This window comes from Blastomonas sp. RAC04, from assembly GCF_001713435.1.
In the GTDB taxonomy this organism is placed as follows: domain Bacteria; phylum Pseudomonadota; class Alphaproteobacteria; order Sphingomonadales; family Sphingomonadaceae; genus Blastomonas; species Blastomonas fulva.
In genome coordinates, this window is sequence record NZ_CP016460.1 from 3,748,281 (window position 1) to 3,768,692 (window position 20,412).

Genomic DNA, 20,412 nt, shown 5'->3' on the forward strand with positions numbered 1-20,412 from the left:
GGCGCCCTCCTGACGGTGGAAAGCTTGCGCTCGGGTCGCAATCTAACGCAGGTCCTCCACCGAAACCCATCCCTTGGTGCCGTAGGTGTCTGTCACCTCGACGAAAAGCCCTTCCTTCTGACCGGTCGGGATCAGCGCGGTCTCTGCCCTGAGCGCGCGGACCTCGGGTGCTTCCGCCGCTGCGGTGGCGCGCATCTTTGTGTCCACCGCGACGATATATTTCGCCGTCTCGGCTGCGGCTGGCGCGGCAGGTTGCACGGGTGCCAATGCGCCTGCCTGCGATGCCAGCGTATTGTACGCCTCGATAAACGCGCTGGTCAGCATCTTGCCATCCGCCGACGATCCATACTGACCGAGCTGCCCCTGGCTGGCCGCGACCCAGTCGGTGCTGCTGAGCACGCTGATGGTCGATTTCTGGCTCTGGCCGCTGCCCGACAGCAGCGTCTGTCCGTTGGCCGGATTGACGAGACGAAGCCCGGCGGTAACCGTCTTCTTCTTGCCGCCCAGACCGCCCAGCATCCCGAACATCGCACCGCCGAACGGCACTCTGGAGAGGATCGCACCGGCTGCGCCCGAATGCACCAGCCCGGTGGTCAGCGCGCCCTTGGCGGCGTCCATCGTGCGGTCGATCTCTTCTTGCGACCCTGCCACGGCGGACATCAGATAGTCTGCAGGCTTGCCCTCGGCGCCGGTGTGCAGCGTGAAGCAGCCCGATTGCTGCACGATCGCGCCCAGCATGCCGCGCGGGCTGGACAGGCCCATCTTGGCCCAGCCCTGGGTGTCGCCATCGGTGATCGCGATCGAGCCATGGGGCGTCGCGCACTTGGTGACCTCGACCTCGGCGGGCGGCTTGCCCGCATGCGCCGGTGTAACTGCCAGGGCTGCGAAAGCGGCGGCAGACAATGCCGATGCGAACTGTGTGCGGGCTTTCATGAGGTGCCTCCTGCAGAGCGTTGCTTGATGAAGGCAGGTTAGGCGGTGGCTGCGATTCTTGCGCGTTACAAGCATTGAGCGAAAGATGACAAAATCCGTTAGAGACCCGACCTATCCGAAAATTTCACACTTTCGCCTGCAAATCCGAAAGGCTCGGCCGTTCAACCAGGCGCGGTCGCGGGGAGTCGGCCAACCGGCCCAGCACGGTTCGCGCGCGCCCTAACGGGATTTGTAACAAGCTTATTGTGCCAGGCTTGCTAGAAGGAAGCGCTCAAGCCCGGACGATCGGATCAAGGCCGTGGTTGCCCGATGCGCGGTCCATGGGCCATAAACCCGGATCGCCGGTTGCCCGCGGGCACGACTGGGCAGGGCTGGGGCAGGACAGGTGTAACGCACATGATGAAGATCCTGTATGTTGAGGACGATCAGCGCGCCGCCGCCGAGGTGCGCCAGCTGGCCCGCGAAAACGGCGATCAGCTGGTGTGGGAAGACAGCGGTGCGGGCGGTCTGCTGCGCGCCGGTCTGGAAAAGTTCGATGTCATCATTCTCGACAGGATGCTGGGGGATCTCGACGGTCTCACCATCCTGCGGCGGCTGCGCGAAAGCGGCGTGGGCACGCCGGTGCTGATGCTCTCGGCTTTGGGCCGCACCAGCGACCGCTCCGAAGGGCTGGAAGCGGGCGCGGATGATTATCTGGCCAAGCCGTTCGAGGCGATGGAGCTCATGGCGCGGATCCGCGCGCTGCACCGGCGGGCGTCGGGGCAGGAGCACAGCGCGGTGATCCTGTTCGGTGCGTTCGAATGCCATGTGAAGGCGCGCACTGCCTTTCGCCAGAACCGGCACCTCGCGCTCAGCCCGCGCGAATTCGAACTGTTCCGCTATTTCATGGACAATGCCGGCGAGATCGTCACCCGCGAGATGCTGCTGCGCGATGTGTGGAACATGGCGTTCGACCCGCAGACCAATGTGGTCGATGTCAATATCGGGCGGCTGCGGCGCAAGCTCGAGGACGGCTTTGCCACCCCTGCGCTGGAGACGATCTGGGGTTCGGGCTACAGGCTGCTCGACGGCCGATGACTCGCGCTGCCCGCCGTTCCATCTTCACCCGCATCGTGGTGATGGCCATCGCCCTTTCGGGGGTATTGGTCGCAGGACTGTGGCTGGTGACCGACCAGACCATCCGCGCGACGCTCGAGGCATCCGCGCGCGAGGCGGTCGATGTCGATCTGGCGGGGCTTGTGGATATCCATGCCAGCGGCGGGCGCGACGAGCTGGCGCGGCGCATCGGCGACCGGCTGATGATCCGCCCCGCCGATGGCAGCCTGCCGCACTATCTGCTGGCCGATGCAAAGGGCGCGCGGATTGCAGGCGACATCGCCGCCTGGCCCGCGCTCGATGCGCGCGTGTCGGAAAGCGGCTTCATCCGCATCGGCAACGCCACCCATGTCTATGCCCGCGCGACCCAGCTTGGCCCCGACCTGAAGCTGGTGGTCGCGCAGGAGGCGGGCGATGGCCAGCCGCTGCTGGGCCGCATCGCGTTGGTATTCCTGGGCGGGGGTCTGGTGTTTGCGCTGGTCATCGGGCTGTTCGGGCGCAGCGCCGGGGGCAATCTCAAGCACCGTGTCGAAGCGATCAACCGAGCGTTTCGCAGCCTCGATGGCAAGCCGCTCCGCAGTCTAGCCGATGGCGCGGCGGCTGAGGGCGCTCTGGTCGATGGCAAGGCGGCCAATCACAACAGGGGCGACGAGATCGACGAGCTTGCCGGCCACAGCGCCGCCTCGCTCGCCCGCATGCGTGATCTGATGGAGGCCTATCGCGATACCTCCGATCAGGTCGCGCATGAAATCCGCACCCCGGTGATGCATCTTGACCGGCGGCTTGCCAAGCTGCTCGAGGGGCAGCCCGATCCGGCGACGGCGCAGGCGCTGGTCGCGGCGCGCGGCGACATCCGCCATCTGGTCGGCACGCTCGAATCCTTGCTGGATATCGCCGCAAGCAAGGCGCGGCGCGGCGACCGGACCGGGTTGAAGCGCATCGATCTGTCCGCCATGCTGCGCGGCATCTGCGAGCTTTATGCCGACAGCTCGGAGGAATCGGGACACCGCTTTGCGTGGGATATCGCGCCGGACGTGTTTATCGAGGGCGAAGAGGCGCATCTGGGGCGACTGGTGACCAATCTGCTGGACAATGCCTTCAAATATGTGCCCGCAGGCGGCAGCGTGACGGTGTCGCTTGCTGCCGGCCCCGTACTGACGATCGCGGACGACGGCCCCGGGATTCCCGAGGCCGATCGTGCGCGGATTTTCGAGGCCTTTTATCGCAGCGGAAATGTCGACCAGCGCCAGCCGGGAAGCGGGCTGGGCCTGGCGCTGGCGCGCGCGATTGCCGAGCGGCACGGCCTCACGCTGGGACTAATGGACAGTCCCCAAGGCGCCTGTTTCCAGCTCAGCAAGGAGGCGGCATGATCCGCGTGCGCATTCCCCTGATGGCAGGTGTGCTGGCGTCTGCGCTGGCGTCCTGTGCCCCGGGCGCATCGAACACTAAGCTTGCCGGCCCCCCGGCGGCAGCACCGCAATCGGGCGCCGCGCGGCTGGCCGATGCGCTGGCCAGCGCGGACGCCGCCGTCCAGGCCGGCAACGACACCGCGCTTGCCAGGCCGCTCGCGATGATCCGGGGCATGGGCGCTCGGCCGCTGGATGATGCCACCGCCGCGACGACCGCCCAATGGGAGGCGCGGCTACCCGATCAGGCCCCGCCGCTGCGCGGACGCGCGCTCGGCCCCGGCTATCGCCACGGCATGCTCGGCGCGGGCGGTGACGTCCGCATCGAACAGACCTTCCTCTCGGGCCAGAAGGCCTCGATCGCGCTGTCATCGCCCGATGCAGTGGAGCTGCGGCTGCAGGTGGTCGACGGGACGTCGCAGTCCGTCTGCCAGCACACCGCCTCGCGGCCGATCTGCGAATGGGTCCCGGTGTTCACGCAGCGCCACCTGATCCACGTCATCAACCCGGCCAAGCGCAAGGCGCGGTTCTATCTGGTGGTGGAATAGCAGGTGGCCGCACCGGTTTCTGGCCAAATGATTGGCGGTTGATCCAGCGTGATGCCTCGCTGTTGCCCGCCCGGCGAGATGTCTGCTGTCATTCGCGAATAGGCTTTGGGCATTCAGGCGTTGCACAAGTCGCCCAGGGGCGCTCCGGCTTCAGCCATGCAGGGCCTGGATAAGCCGCCGCCATCACCTCAAGCTCAATCCCCGCAACCCCTAGCGTGGAACAAGGCTGAGCGGCAGCCGGCGCAGACCATAAGGGTGCCAGAACTCGTGCTCGATTTCCCCATCGGGCCTGAAGCTGTGCGTTGCCGCCAGAAGCTCTTCCAGCACCACGCGGATTTCCTGGCGTGCCAGGATATTGCCGATGCAGCGGTGAATGCCGACGCCGAAGGCGATATGCTGGCCTGAGCGACGGCCCATGTCGAAGCATTCCGCATTTTCGAAGGCTGACGCGTCGCGATTGCCCGATGCAAAAGCCAGCAGCACGCTGTCGCCCGCTGCCAGCTCCCTCCCGCCGACCACTGTGTCCGCCATGACCGTGCGCGGCATCTGCAGCACCGGGGTGCGCAGCCGCAACATCTCTTCGATCGCTGCGGGAATTCGGGTGGGATCGCTGCGCAGGCTCTGTTGCAGATCCCCGTCTCCTGCGACGAAGCCGATGCACATGCCAAGCGCGCTGGTCGTCGAATCATGACCCGCCGCCAGCAGGAGCCGCACCACGCCGTCGATCAGCGGGCGGGTGACCGCGGGCTCGGTCGGCATGGCGGCGAGCATCGCCGATACCGGATCGTCATCTGCCTCGTGCGTGCCCCGCTCGATCCGCGAAGCGACGGTGTCGCGCGCATAACGCCAGAGCAGCGCCTCTGCCTCCTCGAAGGCTGCGCGCTCGGCGGGATCGGGCGATCCCTGGAAATAGGCGTGTTCGCATGCGAGCTTGATCGTCTCCCAATCCTCCGAAGGCTGGCCAAGCCAGCGCAACAGGATCTGAGGCGGCAAGGGCCGCGCAACGCCGTGTGCCGCATCGCCGCTGCCGGTGGCCAGGATCGGCGCGAGCAGGTCTCGCGCCAGCGCGCGAGTGAAGGGCTCCATCTGGTTGATCGCCTTGGGCAGGAAATAGGGCTGGAGCATCCGCCGCCAGATGCGGTGTTCGGGCGGGTTCGATTCCAGCGGCGGTCTGCGTTCACCCGCAAAGCGCTGCGATTGCCCGAAGGTTTTGGGATCGTTGGCAGCGGCGACGATGTCGTCGTACCGCGTTAGCACCCATGCGGCCCGCCCTGCGCCATTGGTGCCGCTTCCTGCCTGCAACGCGACCGGACACTGCGCGCGCAGCTGCGCGAAGTGCACCTCGGGCGCAAGACCGGAGGCACCCGGGGCTGTCGAGACATCCGGCGCCTGGGTTCGCAGCGCCCTGGGCGGATTGCCGCGCCTGACCTCCATCAGCCAAGGTCCGCCGTTGCCCGAGCCCGTGCCTGCAGGCGGGCGGCCTTGCCATATGCCAGCCCGCACAGCAGATCGAAGCATGGTGTCGCGATGCCGTGCTGCCGTGCAATCATCTGCGGTGCGGTCAGCAAGGCTGCTGCCTCGATCGGTCGCCCGGCGCGCGAATCCTGCAGCATCGAGCTGAAGTGCCCGGGCGCGGGGGCGGCCCTGGCGGCGTCGACTGCCAGGCCTTCGGCGCGCGCGACTGCCGCCAGCTCTTCGGCGATGGCCGCACCCGCCGGGCCGAGCCAGGCATCGTCGAACACCTCGCGTGAGGTGCGTTCATCCAGGAACGAAAGCACCGAGACCGACGCATTGCCGATCAGTTTCTGCCAGATTGCGGCCCGCAGGTCGTCGGTGTCGGGCGACTCGATGCCAGCGGCGCGCAGCACCCGTCTGAGCTGCGCAACGCGGGCCTGCGAGCCTGGATCCACGGCGCCGATCGTCAGCCGGTTGCGCTGGGGCGAGGTGTTGCGGATGATGTTCGGGGCCAGCTTTGCGTTGGCCGAATAGATCACCGCGCCTGTGCTCCGTTCCCGGCCGACCACGTGTTCCACAGCCCCATCGGGATCGAGCAGCGGCTGCAATCCTGCCGCCGGATACCACCAGGGAATGCCGTTCTGGGCGAACACCACCAACGTATCGCGATGCAGCAGGGGGGCCGCGGTTGCAGCGAACGCGGGCAGCTGATGGGCCTTGGCGGCCACGATCACGGCGTCTTGTGCGCCGAGGCTCGCCGGGTCATCGCTCGCGCTGAGCCGCGCTTCGAGGACGTCGTCGCCTGCCAGTACCTGCAGCCCGTCGGAATTGATCGCGGCCAGTGCAGCGCCGCGTGCGACGAGCGAAACCTCGTTTCCGGCCAGCGCCAGCCGAACCGCCAGATTGCCGCCAACGGCTCCTGCCCCGAAGACGCAGATCCGCACCGCGCCCGCCTAAAGCAGCTTGCGGTAAATGCGGTCGAGCCACACCCGGAAAACGTCGAGCTCTTCGGGAGACAGCGCCTCGCGCGCCTCGCGTTCGTTTTCCACTGCAGCCGCAAACAGCTCGTCCAGCGCCTCGCGTCCGGCATCGGTTATGTGGACCTGATGGCGGCGGCGATCGGCGGGGTCGCGGGTGCGCGTCGTCCAGCCGCGCGCCTCCATGTCGTCGATGATGCCGACCAAGGCGGTCTGGTCGTATCCTGCAAAGCGCGCGAGATCGATCTGCGAAATGCCCGGGTTCGCCGCGATCACCGCCAGGATGCTGAACGCGCCGGCGCGCTGGCCCATCTTCAGCGTTTCGTTGCGGTACTTTTCGGTCAGGCAGTTGCGGATCCGGCGCAGCCGGAAGTTGAGCAGCTCGTCGAGCACGCCCATCGAGAACTTGTCGGCCACACCACGCACCGACGCGCCTGGCGGGGCGGGTTCTGCATACAGCCGGGTTGGATCATCGCGCTTCATGTCATCACTCTATCTTCCAGAAATGCTTCGACCCTGGCGATCATTGCATCATTGTCCCACAACCGCGCATCCACCATGCTCGCGGTCAGCGTCAGCACCGGAATGCCGGCCTGCTCCAGCGCCAGGGCGCACAACTTGGTGCCAAACGAGGCCATGCGGTCCCCCACAGGAACCAGCATCACCGCCGCGTCGCACTGATAGTCGCGCGCCTGCTGGATGATCCATTCGGACATCCATCCGGGCAGGTGCAGCTGCTCATTCATCGAAATGTGCCGCGCCGCAAGTGCTCTTAGCGGATCATCATCTTCGCCAAAATACTTGCGATACCCGTCCGAAAAGAAATTCGAATACATCGACCACACGAACACCGCGCCGTATTTCTCCTCGAACGCGCGGTAGAATGCGGTGTTGAACCACAGGCCATTGTTCACCCACAACAGCCGCACCCGCTCGTTCGGACATGCCGCCACGCCCTTTTCGGCGCGCATTTCCAGTTCTTCGCAATAGGCCTGAAGGTGATCGATCGCCCATTGGCTGCCACGCGACCAGGTTGCGGCCATGATGTTGGTGAGTTGCTCGGGCAACGCGACAGGGGCGGGCCGGGTGCGCGCGATGATCTGCTTGGCCTTGTCGACCAGCTCGCCCGCGCGATTGACCCGGTGCATCACCGCGCGAAACTCCGCCATATCGAGGTTGCGATGCGAGAGCGTTTCGCTGACGGCAATCAGCCCGCGCAGCTGCTCGACCTGGAAGTCTAGCCTGGGTGTCTCGTACAGCTCTTCCCAATCGTGCTGGGACCGGGTGTACCAGGAGGGCCGCAGTTCGCTCACTGACGAGGAATCGAGCGCCACCAGCGGCGCTCCGCCAAAGGCACGCGACCATTGTTCGCCGATCTTCTGGCCGAAATCGCCGCGCAACCTCTCCAGGATCAGCATCGGCTTGGGCAACCCGCCATAAGGCGCGCGCTCCGGGTCGCCATCCAGCGTGGTCATGAACGGCAGGCTGCCATAGCGCGGCAGACCGTCATGATAGCCCAACTGGTCCATCAGTTCGAAGTAATAAGGAGACAGCCGCTTGGCGGCGATCACCGCCGAATACCAGGCCAGCGAAATCACCGGGATGTCGAGCGTGTGGAAGATCTCGTGCGGGGTGACGGCATCGGCGATGACGTAATCACCGCCGCCCTCGATCACCTCGGTGCGAAAGCGCGCCTGCGTCTCCTTCTGGTGCGCCTGCGCGGCCAGGGTGGCGGCCATCTTTTCCTGAGGTTCGCTCATGCCGCGCCTTCCCTGATGCTTTCGATAAAGGCAGTGACCGCCCGGCGCTGCTCGTTTTCCGGCGGATCGAAATAGGGCTGGCGCTTGAGGAACAGCACCGGCAGCCCGCGCGCATCGAGCAGCCTTTTCTGGTCGGGATATTCCCAGCCCAAAGTGTCGTCCCACTCGTCGTGAAAGATGATGACGCCATCTACTGCCGCAGATTCTGCCAGCGCGATGAACCGGGCATCCTCGCGGGCCTGCGGATAGGCACGCGGACCGGGGATCTCGCGCTGATAATGATGCACCAGCGCCTCCCATGGGTTGCCCTCTTCGCTGACCAACGTCTCGAAGGTGCGGTCACCTCCCAGATGGTCATGCGCCACGACCTCAGCGCCGCAGGATTCGACCAGCGATGTGAACCGGGTGTCGTGCTGCGGGCTGCCCTTGATCAGCAGCCGGGGTCCGTTGCGCGCCAGTTCCGGCGGCGGTTCGGCAACCAGCGCGTTGATCTGCGCGATCGCATCGGCAGGATCCAGCACGCCGGCAGCACCGATCACGCACAGGGCATCGCTCCCGCTCAACCGCGGCGATGGCCCGCGCCACAGCACCGACGCCTCGGCCAGCGCCGTCCTCAGCCGGTTGGCGTCGACGATGGCCGCCGACAGCGCAGTGTCGTCGATCGCCCGTCCGCCGATCGCGGCCAGCTGCTCGGCCAGAGCCTTCATCCGCCCCAGATTGTAGCGCGCCGTTGTATAGCCCGGTGTCTGCAGCAGATCGAACAGGCTGGTCTCGGGCAAGCGGGCCTGAGGCTCCCAGCGGGGAATTTCGCGGATCAGATAGTAGAGCTGAAGGTAGACCTCCGACGTGCGGGGGACCACCAGCAGGTCGAGCAGCGCATAGCGGTCCGCCAGCAGCGCCTCGAAGATGGCGCGCACCTCTCCATCGAAATACTCCTCCATATAGGCGCCGGCGCGATGCGGCGTGTCGGCAGGCATCCCCCGCAGCCGGATCGGATCGAGCCCCGCCGCCAGGATCAGCTCGACCGGAACCGAATTGAGGAAAGAACCGATCAGCCTTGCGCCTGCCGCCTTGCGCGCCTGAGCGATGGCATGCGGGTCGGCATAAGCGGTCCGCAGGCGATCAAGCGGGGTTTCAGCCATGCGCGAAATCTCCCACCTGGACGACAAGCTTGCCCAGCGCCCCGCGTCCGGCGATCGCCGCGATTGCGTGGGGTGCATCGGCAAAATCATAGACGCGCGAGACCCGGGGGCGCACCTTGCCCTGTTCAAAAAGTGCGATCAGCTCACGAACATTGTCTGCCGCGACGTGCGGTTCATTGGCATTCAGCCCACCATTGAACACGCCAACGATCTCGCAGCCCTTGAGCAGCGGGAGGTTGAATGGAAGCCGGGGAATGCCCGCGGTGAAGCCGACCACCAGATACCGGCCCTTCCAGCCCAATGCCCGCAGCGCCGGTTCGGCATAATCGCCACCGACCGGATCATAGACCAGATCGAAGCCGCGTTCGCCGCCCGCGTTCTTGAACTGCGCGCCCAGCGCGCGGGCTGCATCCTTGTCCAGCGGTCCGGCGGGGTAGATCACCGTTTCATCTGCGCCGCATTCGCGGGCAAACTCTGCCTTTTCCTTGCTCGACACCGCCGCGCAGACATGAGCGCCAAAGGCCTTGGCCAGCTCGATGGCCGCAGCCCCCGTGCCACCCGCCGCGCCCAGAACGAGCATGCGGTCTCCGCGTGCGATCCGCCCGCGCTGGACCAGCGCGTGATAGGATGTCGCATACGTGAAGAGGAACGCGGATCCCTCGGAAAATCCCATATCAGCAGGCATCAACGCGCATTTCTCGGCAGGCACCGCGATGTATTGCCCCAGCCCGCCCCAGGCCGTGCGCGCAATTACCCGGTCGCCTGCTGCCAGGCCTGTGACACCGGAACCCAGCGCCGTGATGGTGCCTGCGATCTCGCCTCCCGGGACGAACGGCCTTGGCGGACGCGTCTGGTACAGATCGTTTATGATCAGCGAATCCGGAAAATTGATGCCGCAGGCAGCCACCTCAACCACGACCTCGCCAGGCGCAGCTTCGGGGATCGGAAGGTCGGCCAGCACCAATGTCTCCGGGCCTCCTGGAGATGCGCTCGTCCAGGCCTTCATGGTTTTTGCTCCAAAGCAGCGATGCCGACCCGCAGTGCGGCTATCAGCGCGATCGGTTCATCCACCATGATGTGGTGACGGGCATGCGGAATGGCCGCAGCAAACCGGCAATCGGGCAGCCGCGACGCCAGCTGCGCAACATGATCAGCCGTCACCAGCGCCGAGCTCTCGCCATAGATCAGCCCGATCGGCAGATTGGCCTGCTCGACCAGCGGATCGGCGGCGCTGCGATCGAGTGTCGCCCACATGCGCGGATCGAACCGCCAGGTCCATTGCCTGCCAGGGGGCGTATCGGCTGCGACCTCGCGCACCGAATGGCGCGCAAGATAATCGACGATATCGGGATGCGCGCTGTCCTGATGCGGGGCGAAACGATAGCGCATGAGGATCTCGGCCTCGCTGGCATAGCGCGGCGGGTTCCTGCCGGAAACCGCCCAGCCGGGCTTCTTGCGCTCGGGTGGCGGGACGAAGCTGTCGACCATGATTCCGCCGCGCAGCCGGTCAGTGTGATGGACCGCTGCATACATCAGGGGAATGCCGCCAAAGCTGTGCCCGATAACAACCGGTGGCCCGGCATCGGCCAGTCCTGCAGCATCGATCGCACCGACCAGCTCGCGGGCATAGGCTTCGATCGAATACTGGTCGCGCCAGTCCGATCCACCCATGCCCGACCACGATATTGCCGCGCATCGCCGATCTTTGGCAAAATAGGGGGCAATGAAGCTCCACCAGTCGGCGTGGCCGCCATTGCCATGCAGAAACAGCAGCCCCGGCCGTCCTCTTTCACCCCATGTCAGCAGTTCGATGGCTGCACCGTCGCACAAAAATTCGCTGCGATCCGGCGCCGTGGCCAGCGCCTCAGCCAGCCAGGGTGCCTGCGGCGGCGGTGAACCGCCGAACCGTGCGAGCGGCGGTTCACCCTCGACTTCACTCATCAGAATTTCTTGGTCAACGTGAACGCCACCAGCCGACCGAGCGCGCTTGCCTGGCCCGGATCCCAGCCGCCGGGAATGTTGACGAACGGCGGGTCCTGATCGAAGAGGTTGGTCACCGACAGCCCGAGCGCCAGCCCATTCAGCATGCCGCTGTCCTTGAACTCATAGCTGATGTCGATATCGACGGGGTTCCAGCTGCCGACATTCTGTTCGGGTGCCACCAGCGTGTTGGTATAGCCGCTGACGTGGTTGACCAGCGCGTTGACGGTGAACCCACCCGAACGAAAACCGGCATAGGCGCGGGCGCGGAACACCACAGGGAAGCTGATGTCGCCAGCCCGGTCCAGAGGCCGGGCGATCTGGGTCACCGCAAAGTCGTAGCCCAAGGTGTAGGTGCCGTTGAAGCCCAGTGTCAGTTCACCGCCTGCAGCATCGAATGCATAGCTGGCATCGAAATCGAAACCGTCGGTATGGATCGAACCCAGGTTCTGGGCCGAGCCATCATACAGAAACGCGATGACCGGTGGCACGACGCCTTGCAAGGTCAGCCCCTGCGAGGTCAGCGCGGTGATCTGCGCGGCGGTGGGGTTGCGTGTCACCGCGAAGGCATAATTCGGGTCGAGCAGGCTGCTGGTCGTTCGTGGCGGAAACCCGATCAGGTCCTTGTAGAGCAGGTTGAAATAGGTCGCTGCCAGCCGCAGACCCGGGACAAGGCCGGGGTTGAGTTCGGCCGAGATCGACCAGGTTTCCGCGCTTTCCGGGCTGAGGTTGGGGTTGCCTGCGTTGAGCTGCAAACCGACGCTGGTGCCGGTGGGGGAGAGCGGATCGGTCCAGGTGGCGGTCGTCAGCCCGGCCCCGGTGCGCAGCAGCGGCAGATCCTGCAGGCCAGGTGCGCGGAACGATGTGCCATAGCTGGCCTTGAACAGCACACCGCGCGCAGGCGACCAGTTGAGCCCGAACTTGGGATTGGTGGTGCTGCCGACGTCGCTGTAATCATCGTACCGGACAGCCGCTGACAGATCGAGCCGCTCGAACATGCCGGTCGCGTTGGCGGAGCTGAAGATCGGGATGTAAAGCTCTGCAAAGGCCGATTTCTGGTTGCGTTCCAGCTTGGGGTTGATCGTGACCGTGGGAGCTGCGAGCGCGCCCTGGGCGTTGCCGGCATCGGAGGTGTAGCGCAGGAATTCTGCCCCCACCGCCAGCCGGACATCGCCGCCAGCAATGCTGAACAGGCTGCCATCGGCCTGGAGCGAACCGCCACGGGTGCGGCTGATCGCGAACGGATTGAACACGCCCGAATAGATCGCGGCGATATTGTCCGCGCTGTTGGCCCCGCCAAAGGGATTGAACGCCAGCGCCGGATTGGTGCTGCGCAACCTGTCGGTCAGCACCGTGGTGTTGATGCGCCGCGTGTTCTGGGCGCTGCGATCCTCGCTGAACACGCCATCGAGCGAGACCTTCCAGTTGTCGTCGATGTTCCACGCCAGCCCTGCCGTCAGGAACAGCGTGTCGGTAAAGCCGGTCTGCTGGATCGGACCGATCAGCGGAGTGAAATCATACTCCACCGTCACCGTCGTCGCGGTCGTGCCGACCGGGCGCACGAAGAACGGGTTGGTGTTCGGCACCGCCAGATTGACGATGTTCGATGTCGATCCCTGCTGGATCGCCTGGGCGGTGTAGTCGCGCAGCGAGTAGATGCCCTGGACATGGACGCGCAGACGGTCCCCGATTTCCTGATAGGCATAGCCGTAGAACTTGTGCCGCTCTTCCTCGGGCAGGATGTCGGCAATGCTGAGGTTTTCGCACAGATTGCGCGTGCCCGCGACGAGCTGCCCGGCGGTGGCAGGGGTGACCCCGGCCTGCGGAATGGCGTAGGTCCGGCCGGCCACAACAATATTGCCGGGCGAACACTGGCCGTTGCGATAATCGCGGCCACCCCGGCCGGTAAGATCGAACCGCACGAAGTCGCGCTCATCGCCGCCAAGCGCATCGTTGCGGGTATATTCATAGGCGAAGACGACCCCGCCCGAGCCCCAGTTGGTGCCCGCCATGAAACTGGCCTGCGCCAGCCAGTAGTCGTCCGCCACGCCATAGCGGCCACGCACCTGAATGCCCTCGAATTCCTTGCGCAGGATGAAGTTGACGACACCTGCGACCGCGTCCGAGCCATAGACTGCCGAGGCACCGTCGGGGACGATTTCGATCCGGTCGACGGCCGCTGCGGGAATGGCGTTGGCGTCGACATAGTTGGACGAGACGCCCGAGAAGCTCAGCCGCTGGCCATCGACGAGGGTCAGCGTTGCCGAAGGCCCGACGCCGCGAAGGTTGATGGCGCTGCCGCGGGTGGTGTTGGTGCCGCCCTGTCCGCCGCTGACCACGGCGCTCGAGGAATCGACCCCAAAGCCCTGGATCTGCGGAACCTTGCGCAGGAATTCGGTGATCGTTGCGGTCGGCTGGGCTTCGATCTCCGCGGCGCTGACCGAGACCACGTTGGAGCCCACCGGGCCCGTGCCCCGGATGCGGCTCCCGGTCACCACGATCTCCTTGCCTCGCGCGCCTTCTTCAGCCTCGAGGCCAGGGGCTTCGGCCGGGCTAGACAAATCGGCTGTCTGGGCGATTGCGGGCATCCCCGCTGACAAGGCGATGGCGGAAACGGTGATGCCTAGTTTCATGGTCTCTCCCCCTCATCGCAGATCTGCGTCTGCGCTGTCTTCTATGTTCTCATAGTCGATCGAATCGTAGCATTCCTTAGATCATCGGAAATTACAATCATTTTGTCGTTTCAGGGCTATGCGGTCGCATGCTCTTTCAGTTGGGCGAGCGTTTCCGGATCGAGATCCAGCTCTGCGAGAATGGCATCGGTATGTTCGCCCAGGGACGGGACCGCGCCCGATGAGAACTTGCCGCTGCTGAGCTGGAAGCCGGGCCCGACCATCTTCACCGGCTCTGGCGACCCGGGCAATTCCGCCTCGAGAAAGATGTCGCGCTCCTTGAAATGCGGGTGGCTCAGCACCTGGCCGAGATTGCGGACGAAGGCGACCGGAACATGCCGCGCGGCGAGCCGGGGCTCCACCTCCTCTCCGTTATGCTCGCGGAAAATGTCGCTGAGTGCCGCCCGCAGCGCATCGTGATTGTCAACGCGCGCGCGGTGGGTCGCAAACCGCTCGTCCTCAAGCAGCCACTCGCAATGCAGCACCTGGCACAGCGCTTCGATCTGGTGATGGTGATTGGCGCCGATCGAGATGTACCCGTCGGCCGTCTTGTACGTCTCCGACGTCGCCACCAGCCGATAGCCGCGGTTGCCCGTTCGCCCGCGCACCTCGCCCGAGTAGAAATAGACCGGGATGGCGGCGCCCATCAGGTTGAATGCACTGTCGAGCATCGCGACGTCGACATAGTCGCCTTCGCCCGTCTGGTCGCGGCGATGCAGCGCGGACAGCAGGCCGATGACCGCCATGTACCCGCTGAAAGTGTCGATGATCGGGAAGCCCACCTTCATCGGTTCCTCGTCCGGGTTGCCGTTCATCCACATGATCCCCGACATGGCCTGGACGATATGATCATAAGCGGTCCAGTCACGCAGCGTCCCGGTCTGGCCGAACCCGCTGATCGAGGCATAGACCAGCCCTGGATTGATGGTGCGCAGCGACGGCCAGTCGAGGCCAAGCTTGGTGGCGACACCGGGACGGAAGTTCTCGACGAGCATATCGCTGCGCTGGGCCAGCTTGCGCACCACCTTGATCGCGGCGGGCTGCTTCAGGTCCAGCGTGATCGAACGCTTGCCGGCGTTTGCCGCAGCAAACGGAATGCTCATTCCCGGCAGCCCGGCATGCTCGGTGTAATGCCGAAAATCGTCGCCGATTTCGGGGCGTTCGACCTTGATGACATCCGCCCCCAGCAGCGCCAGCAGGCTGGTGCAGGTCGGTCCGGAGAGAGCGTGGCTGAGATCGAGCACCCGCACACCTTCAAGCGGCCTGGCAATCGGGCGCTCACTGACAGATTCCATATAGCTCTCCATTCATCTGAATTCTCGATTATTAATATAGCCAAATACTCTTGTCACTTGACTTTTTTCCGGTGGTCGGTCAGCCCAAGCGGATACCGGCACAATGCCGGGGGGAGAGGCAGTCGCATGAGCGACCCACAAGACGCGCAGTCCATGCCATCGGCAGGGATGGAAAGCCCTCCGCCTGACCATGGCGCCAAACCCCCGGCCAGGCGGTTCTGGACACCCTTGCAGATCTGGGTGCTGTTCCTGCTGGTGCTGGTCAACATCTCGAACTATCTCGATCGCGGGGTGCTCGCCATCCTGCAGGAGCCGATCAAACAGGATCTGCTGCTCGCCGATTGGCAGCTGGGGCTGATCAGCGGTCCTGCCTTCGCACTGCTCTATTCGATTTCGGGCATCCCGGCGGCGCGCATCGCCGACAAGCTGAACCGGGTCACGGTGCTGTCGATCGCGATCACGGTCTGGTCGGGAATGACCGCGCTGTGCGGCGCAGCCAGCAGCTTTGCGCAGCTGGCCCTTGCGCGCATCGGGGTCGGGGCCGGCGAAGGCGCGTGTACGCCGGTCAGTCATTCGCTGGTGTCGGATCATTTTCCACCGCGTCAGCGCGGGATGGCACTGTCGGTCCTGACGACCAGCATTCCGATCGCGCAGCTGATGGCGCCGCTCATCGGCGGGGTGGTTGCGATGCAATATGGCTGGCGGACCGCATTCGTCGTCGTCGGGCTCCCCGGCATCCTTGTGGCGGTGCTGCTTCGGCTGACGCTGCGTGATCCGCGCCACGACATGACCAACACGCTGGTCACGCGCAAGACGCAGGGGTCGGGCAAGTTTCTTGACGATATCAAGCTGCTCACGGCCAACCGCTCGTTCGTCTGGCTGTGGTTCGGCGCGACGTTCCTCGGACAGGCGGTCGGCGCGACCAACGTCTTCACTGCGTCCTATTTCCTTCGGCAGTATGATCTTACCCTCGCGCAGGTAGGGGCGATGATGGCGGCGGGGCTTGGCGCAGCCGGGTTGATCGGCACCTTCATGGGGGGATGGCTGGCGGATCGCTATGCTGGCGAATACGGCCGGTCGTACCCTTTCATGTGCGCTGTCGCCGCGACCGGTGCGGGTCTGATGTTTGCCGTGGTGTTCACCAGCCCGTCCTGGCAGGTCGCGCTGGGCTTTCTGCTGCTGGCCAACATCATGGGGGACATGAAGAATGGCCCGGTCTACGCCGCAGTCCAGAACATGTCGCCGCCACACATGCGCAGCACGGCAACCGCGGTCATCCTGATCGGCGTCATCGCTTTGGGGACCGGAATGGGTCCGATGATCGTCGGCCTGGTCAGCGACAGCGTCGCGGCATCATCGTTCGCGCAATCGCTGGGGGATTATGGCGTGGTCTGCCCGGGTGGAAAGCCTCTCCCCGCAGCGTCGGCGGAGATGGGCCTTGCCTGCGCGCAGGCGTCCGCTGCCGGCATGCGCGCAGGGCTGCTTGCTGCGTGCCTGGCTTATGCTGCGGCGGCACCGTGTTTCCTGATGGCGGCACGCACCATCCGCGAACCCTTGCAGAAAATCGCCGCAGGCTGAAACGCCGGCGGCCAGCCCCTCGGCGGGTGCATGGCGTCTTCAGCGCGACGGATGTGGAGAAATGGTGCACCCGACTGGATTCGAACCAGTGGCCTCTGCCTTCGGAGGGCAGCGCTCTATCCAGCTGAGCTACGGGTGCGTCTGGCCAAGGCGCATGCCCTTAGCAAGCCATAAGGAATGCCGCCAGCCCCTTTGTGCGGCGATCATTGACCCGGTGGCCCCTGCGGCGCTATAGCTGCGGCCTGCAAGCTGGCGGCCCTTTGGACGGGGTCGCCTTTTTACGTTTGGTGCAGCGGCCCCCTGCGCCTTGCCTGGCTTGCGAACCATGCAAACGGGGCCCTTGCGAGAAGGACGAGGCCGCCATGACGATCACGCCGCTTATGCCCGTATACCCCCGGTGCGCCGTGCGCCCGGTGCGCGGCGAAGGCTGTTATCTGATCGGAGAGCGTGGCGAGCGATATCTGGATTTCGCCAGCGGCATCGCGGTCAACCTGCTCGGCCACGGCCATCCGCACCTCACCCAGGCGATCCAGAAACAGGCCGAGACGCTGATTCACGTCTCCAACCTGTACGGCAGCCCGCAGGGTGAGCATCTGGCGCAGCGGCTGGTCGATTCGACCTTTGCCGACACGGTGTTCTTCACCAATTCGGGCGCCGAGGCGGTCGAGTGCGCGATCAAGACCGCGCGCGCCTATCACCAGTCCGAAGGCGGCGATGCCAACCGCACGGTGCTGATCACCTTCAACAACGCCTTTCACGGGCGCACGATGGCGACGATCAGCGCGTCGAACCAGGAAAAGATGCACAAGGGCTTCGCGCCGCTGCTGCCCGGCTTCCGCTATGTCGATTTCGACGATCTGGAAGGGGCGAAGGCGGCGATCGGTCCCGATGTCGCGGGCTTCCTGGTCGAGCCGGTGCAGGGCGAGGGCGGTGTCCGCCCGGCTTCCCCTGAGTTCATGAAGGGCCTGCGCGATCTGTGCGACGAGCACGATCTCATGCTGGTGCTCGACGAAGTGCAGTGCGGCGTCGCGCGCACGGGCACATTCTATGCCTATGAGCAGTACGGCATCGAGCCCGACATCATGGCGACCGCCAAGGGCATCGGCGGCGGCTTTCCGATGGGCGCGTGCCTTGCCACCGAAAAGGCGGCACGCGGCATGGTCGCCGGCACGCACGGATCGACCTATGGCGGCAATCCGCTGGCGATGGCGGCGGGCGAGGCGGTGCTCGACGTGGTCGACAACCCCGAGTTCCTGGCCCATGTCCGCACCATGAGCGACCGCCTGCGCGGCGCGCTCGAGCAGCTGATCCCCAACCACGATGCGATCTTCGATTCGGTGCGCGGCATGGGGCTGATGCTGGGGCTGAAGCTCAAGGACAAGGCCGAAAACCGTGCGTTTGTGGCGCATCTGCGCGATCATCACGGGCTGCTGACGGTGGCTGCGGGCGAGAATGTGGTGCGCATCCTGCCGCCGCTGATCATCGAGCAGGCCCATGTCGACGAGTTCATCGAGCGCCTTTCGGCAGGCGCGCGCGACTTTGCGATGCCGGTGGCGGCTTGACGTAACGCTCCTCCCCCCCTGGCGGGGGAGGATAGGAAGCCTTGGCGCCGCAGGTGCCTGGGCGAACTTGGAGAGGGAGGGGCGTTTGCACTCACCCTCTCCCAGCTGCGACTAGGACCTTTCAGGTCCAAGTCTTCGCAACCCTCTCCCGTCAAGGGAGAGGGGGGAAGGACCACAATGACCCGTCATTTCCTGAACCTGTCCGATGCCGGACACGATGCCATTGCCGCGATGCTCAACGATGCGCTGGATCGCAAGGCGGTCCGCCATGGCTGGCCGCGCGGCAAGGCGGACCCCGATGCGCCGCTCGAAGGGCACACGCTCGCGATGGTGTTCGAGAAAAACTCGACCCGCACCCGCGTCTCGTTCGATATGGCAATCCGCCAGCTGGGCGGCACCAGCCTGATCCTCGATGCGGGCAGCACCCAATTGGGCCGCGGCGAGAGCGTTGCGGATACCGCGCGCGTGCTGTCGCGGATGTGCGATTGCATCATGATCCGCACCGACGATCACGCCAAGGCCGATGCCATGGCGCATTTCGCAACCGTGCCGGTGATCAACGGCCTGACCGACCTGTCGCACCCGTGTCAGATCGTCGCCGACCTGCTCACCATCATCGAGCACCGCAAGGCGCTGCCGGGGCTGGTGGTCGCGTGGCTGGGCGATGGCAACAACGTGCTGCATTCGATCATCGAGGCGGCCGGGCTGATGAAGTTCACCGTGCGGATCGGTTGCCCGCAAGGCTATGATCCCGACCAGGGCTTCATCGCGCGCGCGCAGGCGGCGGGCGGCACCGTCACGCTGCATCGCGATGCCGCCGAGGCCGCAGCGGGTGCGGACGTGATCGTTACCGATACCTGGATCTCGATGGGACAGCAGCATGCCGAGGCGAAGCTCAAGGCGATGATGCCGTTTCAGGTCAACCCGGCGCTGATGGCGCTGGCCAAGCCCGATGCGCTGTTCCTCCACTGCCTGCCTGCGCACCGTGAGGAAGAGGTCACCACCAGCGTGATCGATGGCCCGCAATCGGTGGTGTGGGACGAGGCAGAGAATCGGCTGCACGCGCAGAAATCGGTGCTGCGCTGGGTGTTCGGCCAGATCTGAAAACAAAAAAGCCCCGGAGCATCGCGCTGCCGGGGCTTTTTTGATGGAATGCCGTGCGGATCAGCTGGTGATCAGGTCACTGTGCTTTTCTGACAGCTTGAACGCCTTTTCATACCATTCCGAACCCGGATAGTTGGCGCCCAGAACCGCCGCCGAACGCTTGGCTTCCTGCGGAATGCCCAGCGCCAGATAGCATTCGGTCAGGCGATACAGGGCTTCTGCGGTGTGGCTGGTGGTCTGGTACTTGTCGACGACCTCGCGAAAGCGCAACGTCGCGGCCAGCCAGTTGGAGCTGCGCTGGTAATAGCGGCCGATTTCCATTTCCTTGCCCGCAAGGTGATCGTTGACCAGATCGACCTTGAGCCGCGCGTCCGAGGCATAGCGGGTGTTGGGGTAGCGCCGCATCACTTCGCCCAGCGATGCCAGCGCCTGCTGGGTGATCTTCTGGTCGCGGGTGACGTCGCTGATCTGCTCGTAATAATTGAGCGAGATCAGATAATAGGCATAGGACGCGTCCTTGTTGCCGGGATGGATGGCAAGAAAGCGCTGGGCCGACTGGATCGACTTGTTGTGATCCTTGGCGAGATAATAGCTGAACGCGCTCATCAGCTGCGCGCGACGCGCCCAGGGCGAATAGGGATGCTGGCGCTCGACCTCGTCGAACAGCTCGGCGGCAATCTTGTTCTGTCCGCGGTCGAGCCGGTCCTTCGCCGCCATGTACAGCGTGCTGACATCGCGTGCGATGTAGTTGGTGTTGACCTTGTTCTTGCCTCCGGCGCAGCCAGAAAGAAGAGCCAGCGCGCCCGCGCTTGCCAGAGCCAGTTTGATCGCCTTGTTCATGGCCGCAACCCTTATCGGCTAAGCACCCGTGCGCCAAGCGCAAATCAAGCGGGTTGGCGAGGATT

The 20,412-nt window shown here is 65.0% G+C and carries 17 protein-coding genes and 1 tRNA gene; 6 read left to right on the forward strand and 12 right to left on the reverse strand.

All coding sequences use genetic code 11. From position 1 onward, the window contains the following. Positions 1-42: 42 nt before the first annotated feature. Positions 43-933 carry an SH3 domain-containing protein gene (locus tag BSY18_RS18410; protein WP_069051468.1) on the reverse strand — a complete coding sequence of 297 codons (891 nt, stop codon included), beginning with the start codon at positions 931-933 and terminating at the stop codon, positions 43-45. A 396-nt stretch (positions 934-1,329) separates the two neighbouring features. Here BSY18_RS18410 and BSY18_RS18415 point away from each other — a divergent pair, with 396 nt between their 5' ends. The 3 genes from BSY18_RS18415 to BSY18_RS18425 are packed head-to-tail and all read left to right on the forward strand — an operon-like array spanning position 1,330 to position 3,982. Next, entirely contained in the window at positions 1,330-2,010 is a 681-nt protein-coding gene (locus BSY18_RS18415) for a response regulator transcription factor (RefSeq protein ID WP_069051469.1), read from the forward strand. Continuing rightward, positions 2,007-3,398, forward strand: coding sequence for a sensor histidine kinase (locus tag BSY18_RS18420; RefSeq protein ID WP_069051470.1), 1,392 nt, complete (start codon positions 2,007-2,009; stop codon positions 3,396-3,398). The genes BSY18_RS18415 and BSY18_RS18420 overlap by 4 nt, the downstream gene beginning before the upstream one ends. After that, positions 3,395-3,982, forward strand: a complete 588-nt coding sequence (locus tag BSY18_RS18425; RefSeq protein WP_083231559.1) for a hypothetical protein — start codon at positions 3,395-3,397, stop codon at positions 3,980-3,982. Before BSY18_RS18420 ends, BSY18_RS18425 begins: the two co-directional genes overlap by 4 nt. A 210-nt stretch (positions 3,983-4,192) precedes the next feature. On the opposite strand, the gene BSY18_RS18430 is transcribed toward BSY18_RS18425, so the two are convergent. From BSY18_RS18430 to BSY18_RS18470, 9 genes are all read right to left on the reverse strand, one after another. Then, the gene (locus BSY18_RS18430) at positions 4,193-5,416 is read right to left on the reverse strand and encodes a cytochrome P450 (protein ID WP_069051471.1); all 1,224 of its coding nucleotides are present in this window, start codon (positions 5,414-5,416) and stop codon (positions 4,193-4,195) included. Next, positions 5,416-6,381, reverse strand: a complete 966-nt coding sequence (locus BSY18_RS18435; RefSeq protein WP_069051472.1) for a ketopantoate reductase family protein — start codon at positions 6,379-6,381, stop codon at positions 5,416-5,418. Before BSY18_RS18435 ends, BSY18_RS18430 begins: the two co-directional genes overlap by 1 nt. A 9-nt stretch (positions 6,382-6,390) precedes the next feature. Further along, positions 6,391-6,897: a MarR family winged helix-turn-helix transcriptional regulator gene (locus BSY18_RS18440; protein WP_054133636.1), complete on the reverse strand. Its 507-nt coding sequence runs from the start codon at positions 6,895-6,897 to the stop codon at positions 6,391-6,393. Beyond that, positions 6,894-8,174, reverse strand: coding sequence for a 2-hydroxyacyl-CoA dehydratase family protein (locus tag BSY18_RS18445; protein ID WP_083231561.1), 1,281 nt, complete (start codon positions 8,172-8,174; stop codon positions 6,894-6,896). The genes BSY18_RS18440 and BSY18_RS18445 overlap by 4 nt, the downstream gene beginning before the upstream one ends. Beyond that, entirely contained in the window at positions 8,171-9,316 is a 1,146-nt protein-coding gene (locus BSY18_RS18450; RefSeq protein WP_069051473.1) for a 2-hydroxyacyl-CoA dehydratase subunit D, read from the reverse strand. Before BSY18_RS18450 ends, BSY18_RS18445 begins: the two co-directional genes overlap by 4 nt. Continuing rightward, the gene (locus BSY18_RS18455) at positions 9,309-10,322 is read right to left on the reverse strand and encodes an NADPH:quinone oxidoreductase family protein (protein WP_069051474.1); all 1,014 of its coding nucleotides are present in this window, start codon (positions 10,320-10,322) and stop codon (positions 9,309-9,311) included. Before BSY18_RS18455 ends, BSY18_RS18450 begins: the two co-directional genes overlap by 8 nt. Continuing rightward, entirely contained in the window at positions 10,319-11,257 is a 939-nt protein-coding gene (locus BSY18_RS18460; RefSeq protein ID WP_069051475.1) for an alpha/beta fold hydrolase, read from the reverse strand. Before BSY18_RS18460 ends, BSY18_RS18455 begins: the two co-directional genes overlap by 4 nt. Continuing rightward, on the reverse strand, positions 11,257-13,929 hold the full coding sequence (locus tag BSY18_RS18465) for a TonB-dependent receptor plug domain-containing protein (RefSeq protein WP_083231563.1): 2,673 nt from the start codon (positions 13,927-13,929) through the stop codon (positions 11,257-11,259). The genes BSY18_RS18460 and BSY18_RS18465 overlap by 1 nt, the downstream gene beginning before the upstream one ends. A gap of 116 nt (positions 13,930-14,045) precedes the next feature. Then, on the reverse strand, positions 14,046-15,263 hold the full coding sequence (locus BSY18_RS18470; RefSeq protein ID WP_069052030.1) for a CaiB/BaiF CoA transferase family protein: 1,218 nt from the start codon (positions 15,261-15,263) through the stop codon (positions 14,046-14,048). 126 nt (positions 15,264-15,389) lie between these two features. Between BSY18_RS18470 and BSY18_RS18475 the strand changes: the two genes are divergently transcribed. Continuing rightward, positions 15,390-16,841 carry a spinster family MFS transporter gene (locus BSY18_RS18475; protein WP_083231565.1) on the forward strand — a complete coding sequence of 484 codons (1,452 nt, stop codon included), beginning with the start codon at positions 15,390-15,392 and terminating at the stop codon, positions 16,839-16,841. 62 nt (positions 16,842-16,903) lie between these two features. Here the strand turns inward: BSY18_RS18475 and BSY18_RS18480 are convergent. Continuing rightward, positions 16,904-16,980: transfer RNA gene (locus tag BSY18_RS18480), tRNA-Arg, on the reverse strand. A 223-nt stretch (positions 16,981-17,203) separates the two neighbouring features. Here BSY18_RS18480 and BSY18_RS18485 point away from each other — a divergent pair. Both BSY18_RS18485 and argF read left to right on the forward strand, forming a co-directional pair. Then, the gene (locus tag BSY18_RS18485) at positions 17,204-18,403 is read left to right on the forward strand and encodes an aspartate aminotransferase family protein (RefSeq protein ID WP_054133619.1); all 1,200 of its coding nucleotides are present in this window, start codon (positions 17,204-17,206) and stop codon (positions 18,401-18,403) included. 177 nt (positions 18,404-18,580) lie between these two features. Next, a complete protein-coding gene (argF, locus tag BSY18_RS18490; RefSeq protein WP_069051478.1) occupies positions 18,581-19,507 on the forward strand; it encodes an ornithine carbamoyltransferase in 927 nt (308 codons plus the stop codon). Between the two features lie 60 nt (positions 19,508-19,567). On the opposite strand, the gene BSY18_RS18495 is transcribed toward argF, so the two are convergent. After that, the gene (locus BSY18_RS18495; protein ID WP_069051479.1) at positions 19,568-20,347 is read right to left on the reverse strand and encodes an outer membrane protein assembly factor BamD; all 780 of its coding nucleotides are present in this window, start codon (positions 20,345-20,347) and stop codon (positions 19,568-19,570) included. Between the last annotated feature and the right edge of the window lie 65 nt (positions 20,348-20,412).

What these genes read in the sequence shown, in the direction of transcription:
- BSY18_RS18460 (WP_069051475.1), bottom strand. Translation starts at nt 11,257, where the DNA reads ATGAGTGAAGTCGAGGGTGAACCGCCGCTCGCACGGTTCGGCGGTTCA.
- BSY18_RS18445 (WP_083231561.1), bottom strand. Translation starts at nt 8,174, where the DNA reads ATGAGCGAACCTCAGGAAAAGATGGCCGCCACCCTGGCCGCGCAGGCG.
- BSY18_RS18440 (WP_054133636.1), bottom strand. Translation starts at nt 6,897, where the DNA reads ATGAAGCGCGATGATCCAACCCGGCTGTATGCAGAACCCGCCCCGCCA.
- BSY18_RS18450 (WP_069051473.1), bottom strand. Translation starts at nt 9,316, where the DNA reads ATGGCTGAAACCCCGCTTGATCGCCTGCGGACCGCTTATGCCGACCCG.
- BSY18_RS18455 (WP_069051474.1), bottom strand. Translation starts at nt 10,322, where the DNA reads ATGAAGGCCTGGACGAGCGCATCTCCAGGAGGCCCGGAGACATTGGTG.
- BSY18_RS18430 (WP_069051471.1), bottom strand. Translation starts at nt 5,416, where the DNA reads ATGGAGGTCAGGCGCGGCAATCCGCCCAGGGCGCTGCGAACCCAGGCG.
- BSY18_RS18470 (WP_069052030.1), bottom strand. Translation starts at nt 15,263, where the DNA reads ATGGAATCTGTCAGTGAGCGCCCGATTGCCAGGCCGCTTGAAGGTGTG.
- BSY18_RS18410 (WP_069051468.1), bottom strand. Translation starts at nt 933, where the DNA reads ATGAAAGCCCGCACACAGTTCGCATCGGCATTGTCTGCCGCCGCTTTC.
- BSY18_RS18475 (WP_083231565.1), top strand. Translation starts at nt 15,390, where the DNA reads ATGAGCGACCCACAAGACGCGCAGTCCATGCCATCGGCAGGGATGGAA.
- BSY18_RS18415 (WP_069051469.1), top strand. Translation starts at nt 1,330, where the DNA reads ATGATGAAGATCCTGTATGTTGAGGACGATCAGCGCGCCGCCGCCGAG.
- BSY18_RS18425 (WP_083231559.1), top strand. Translation starts at nt 3,395, where the DNA reads ATGATCCGCGTGCGCATTCCCCTGATGGCAGGTGTGCTGGCGTCTGCG.
- BSY18_RS18420 (WP_069051470.1), top strand. Translation starts at nt 2,007, where the DNA reads ATGACTCGCGCTGCCCGCCGTTCCATCTTCACCCGCATCGTGGTGATG.
- BSY18_RS18465 (WP_083231563.1), bottom strand. Translation starts at nt 13,929, where the DNA reads ATGAAACTAGGCATCACCGTTTCCGCCATCGCCTTGTCAGCGGGGATG.
- BSY18_RS18495 (WP_069051479.1), bottom strand. Translation starts at nt 20,347, where the DNA reads ATGAACAAGGCGATCAAACTGGCTCTGGCAAGCGCGGGCGCGCTGGCT.
- BSY18_RS18485 (WP_054133619.1), top strand. Translation starts at nt 17,204, where the DNA reads ATGACGATCACGCCGCTTATGCCCGTATACCCCCGGTGCGCCGTGCGC.
- argF (WP_069051478.1), top strand. Translation starts at nt 18,581, where the DNA reads ATGACCCGTCATTTCCTGAACCTGTCCGATGCCGGACACGATGCCATT.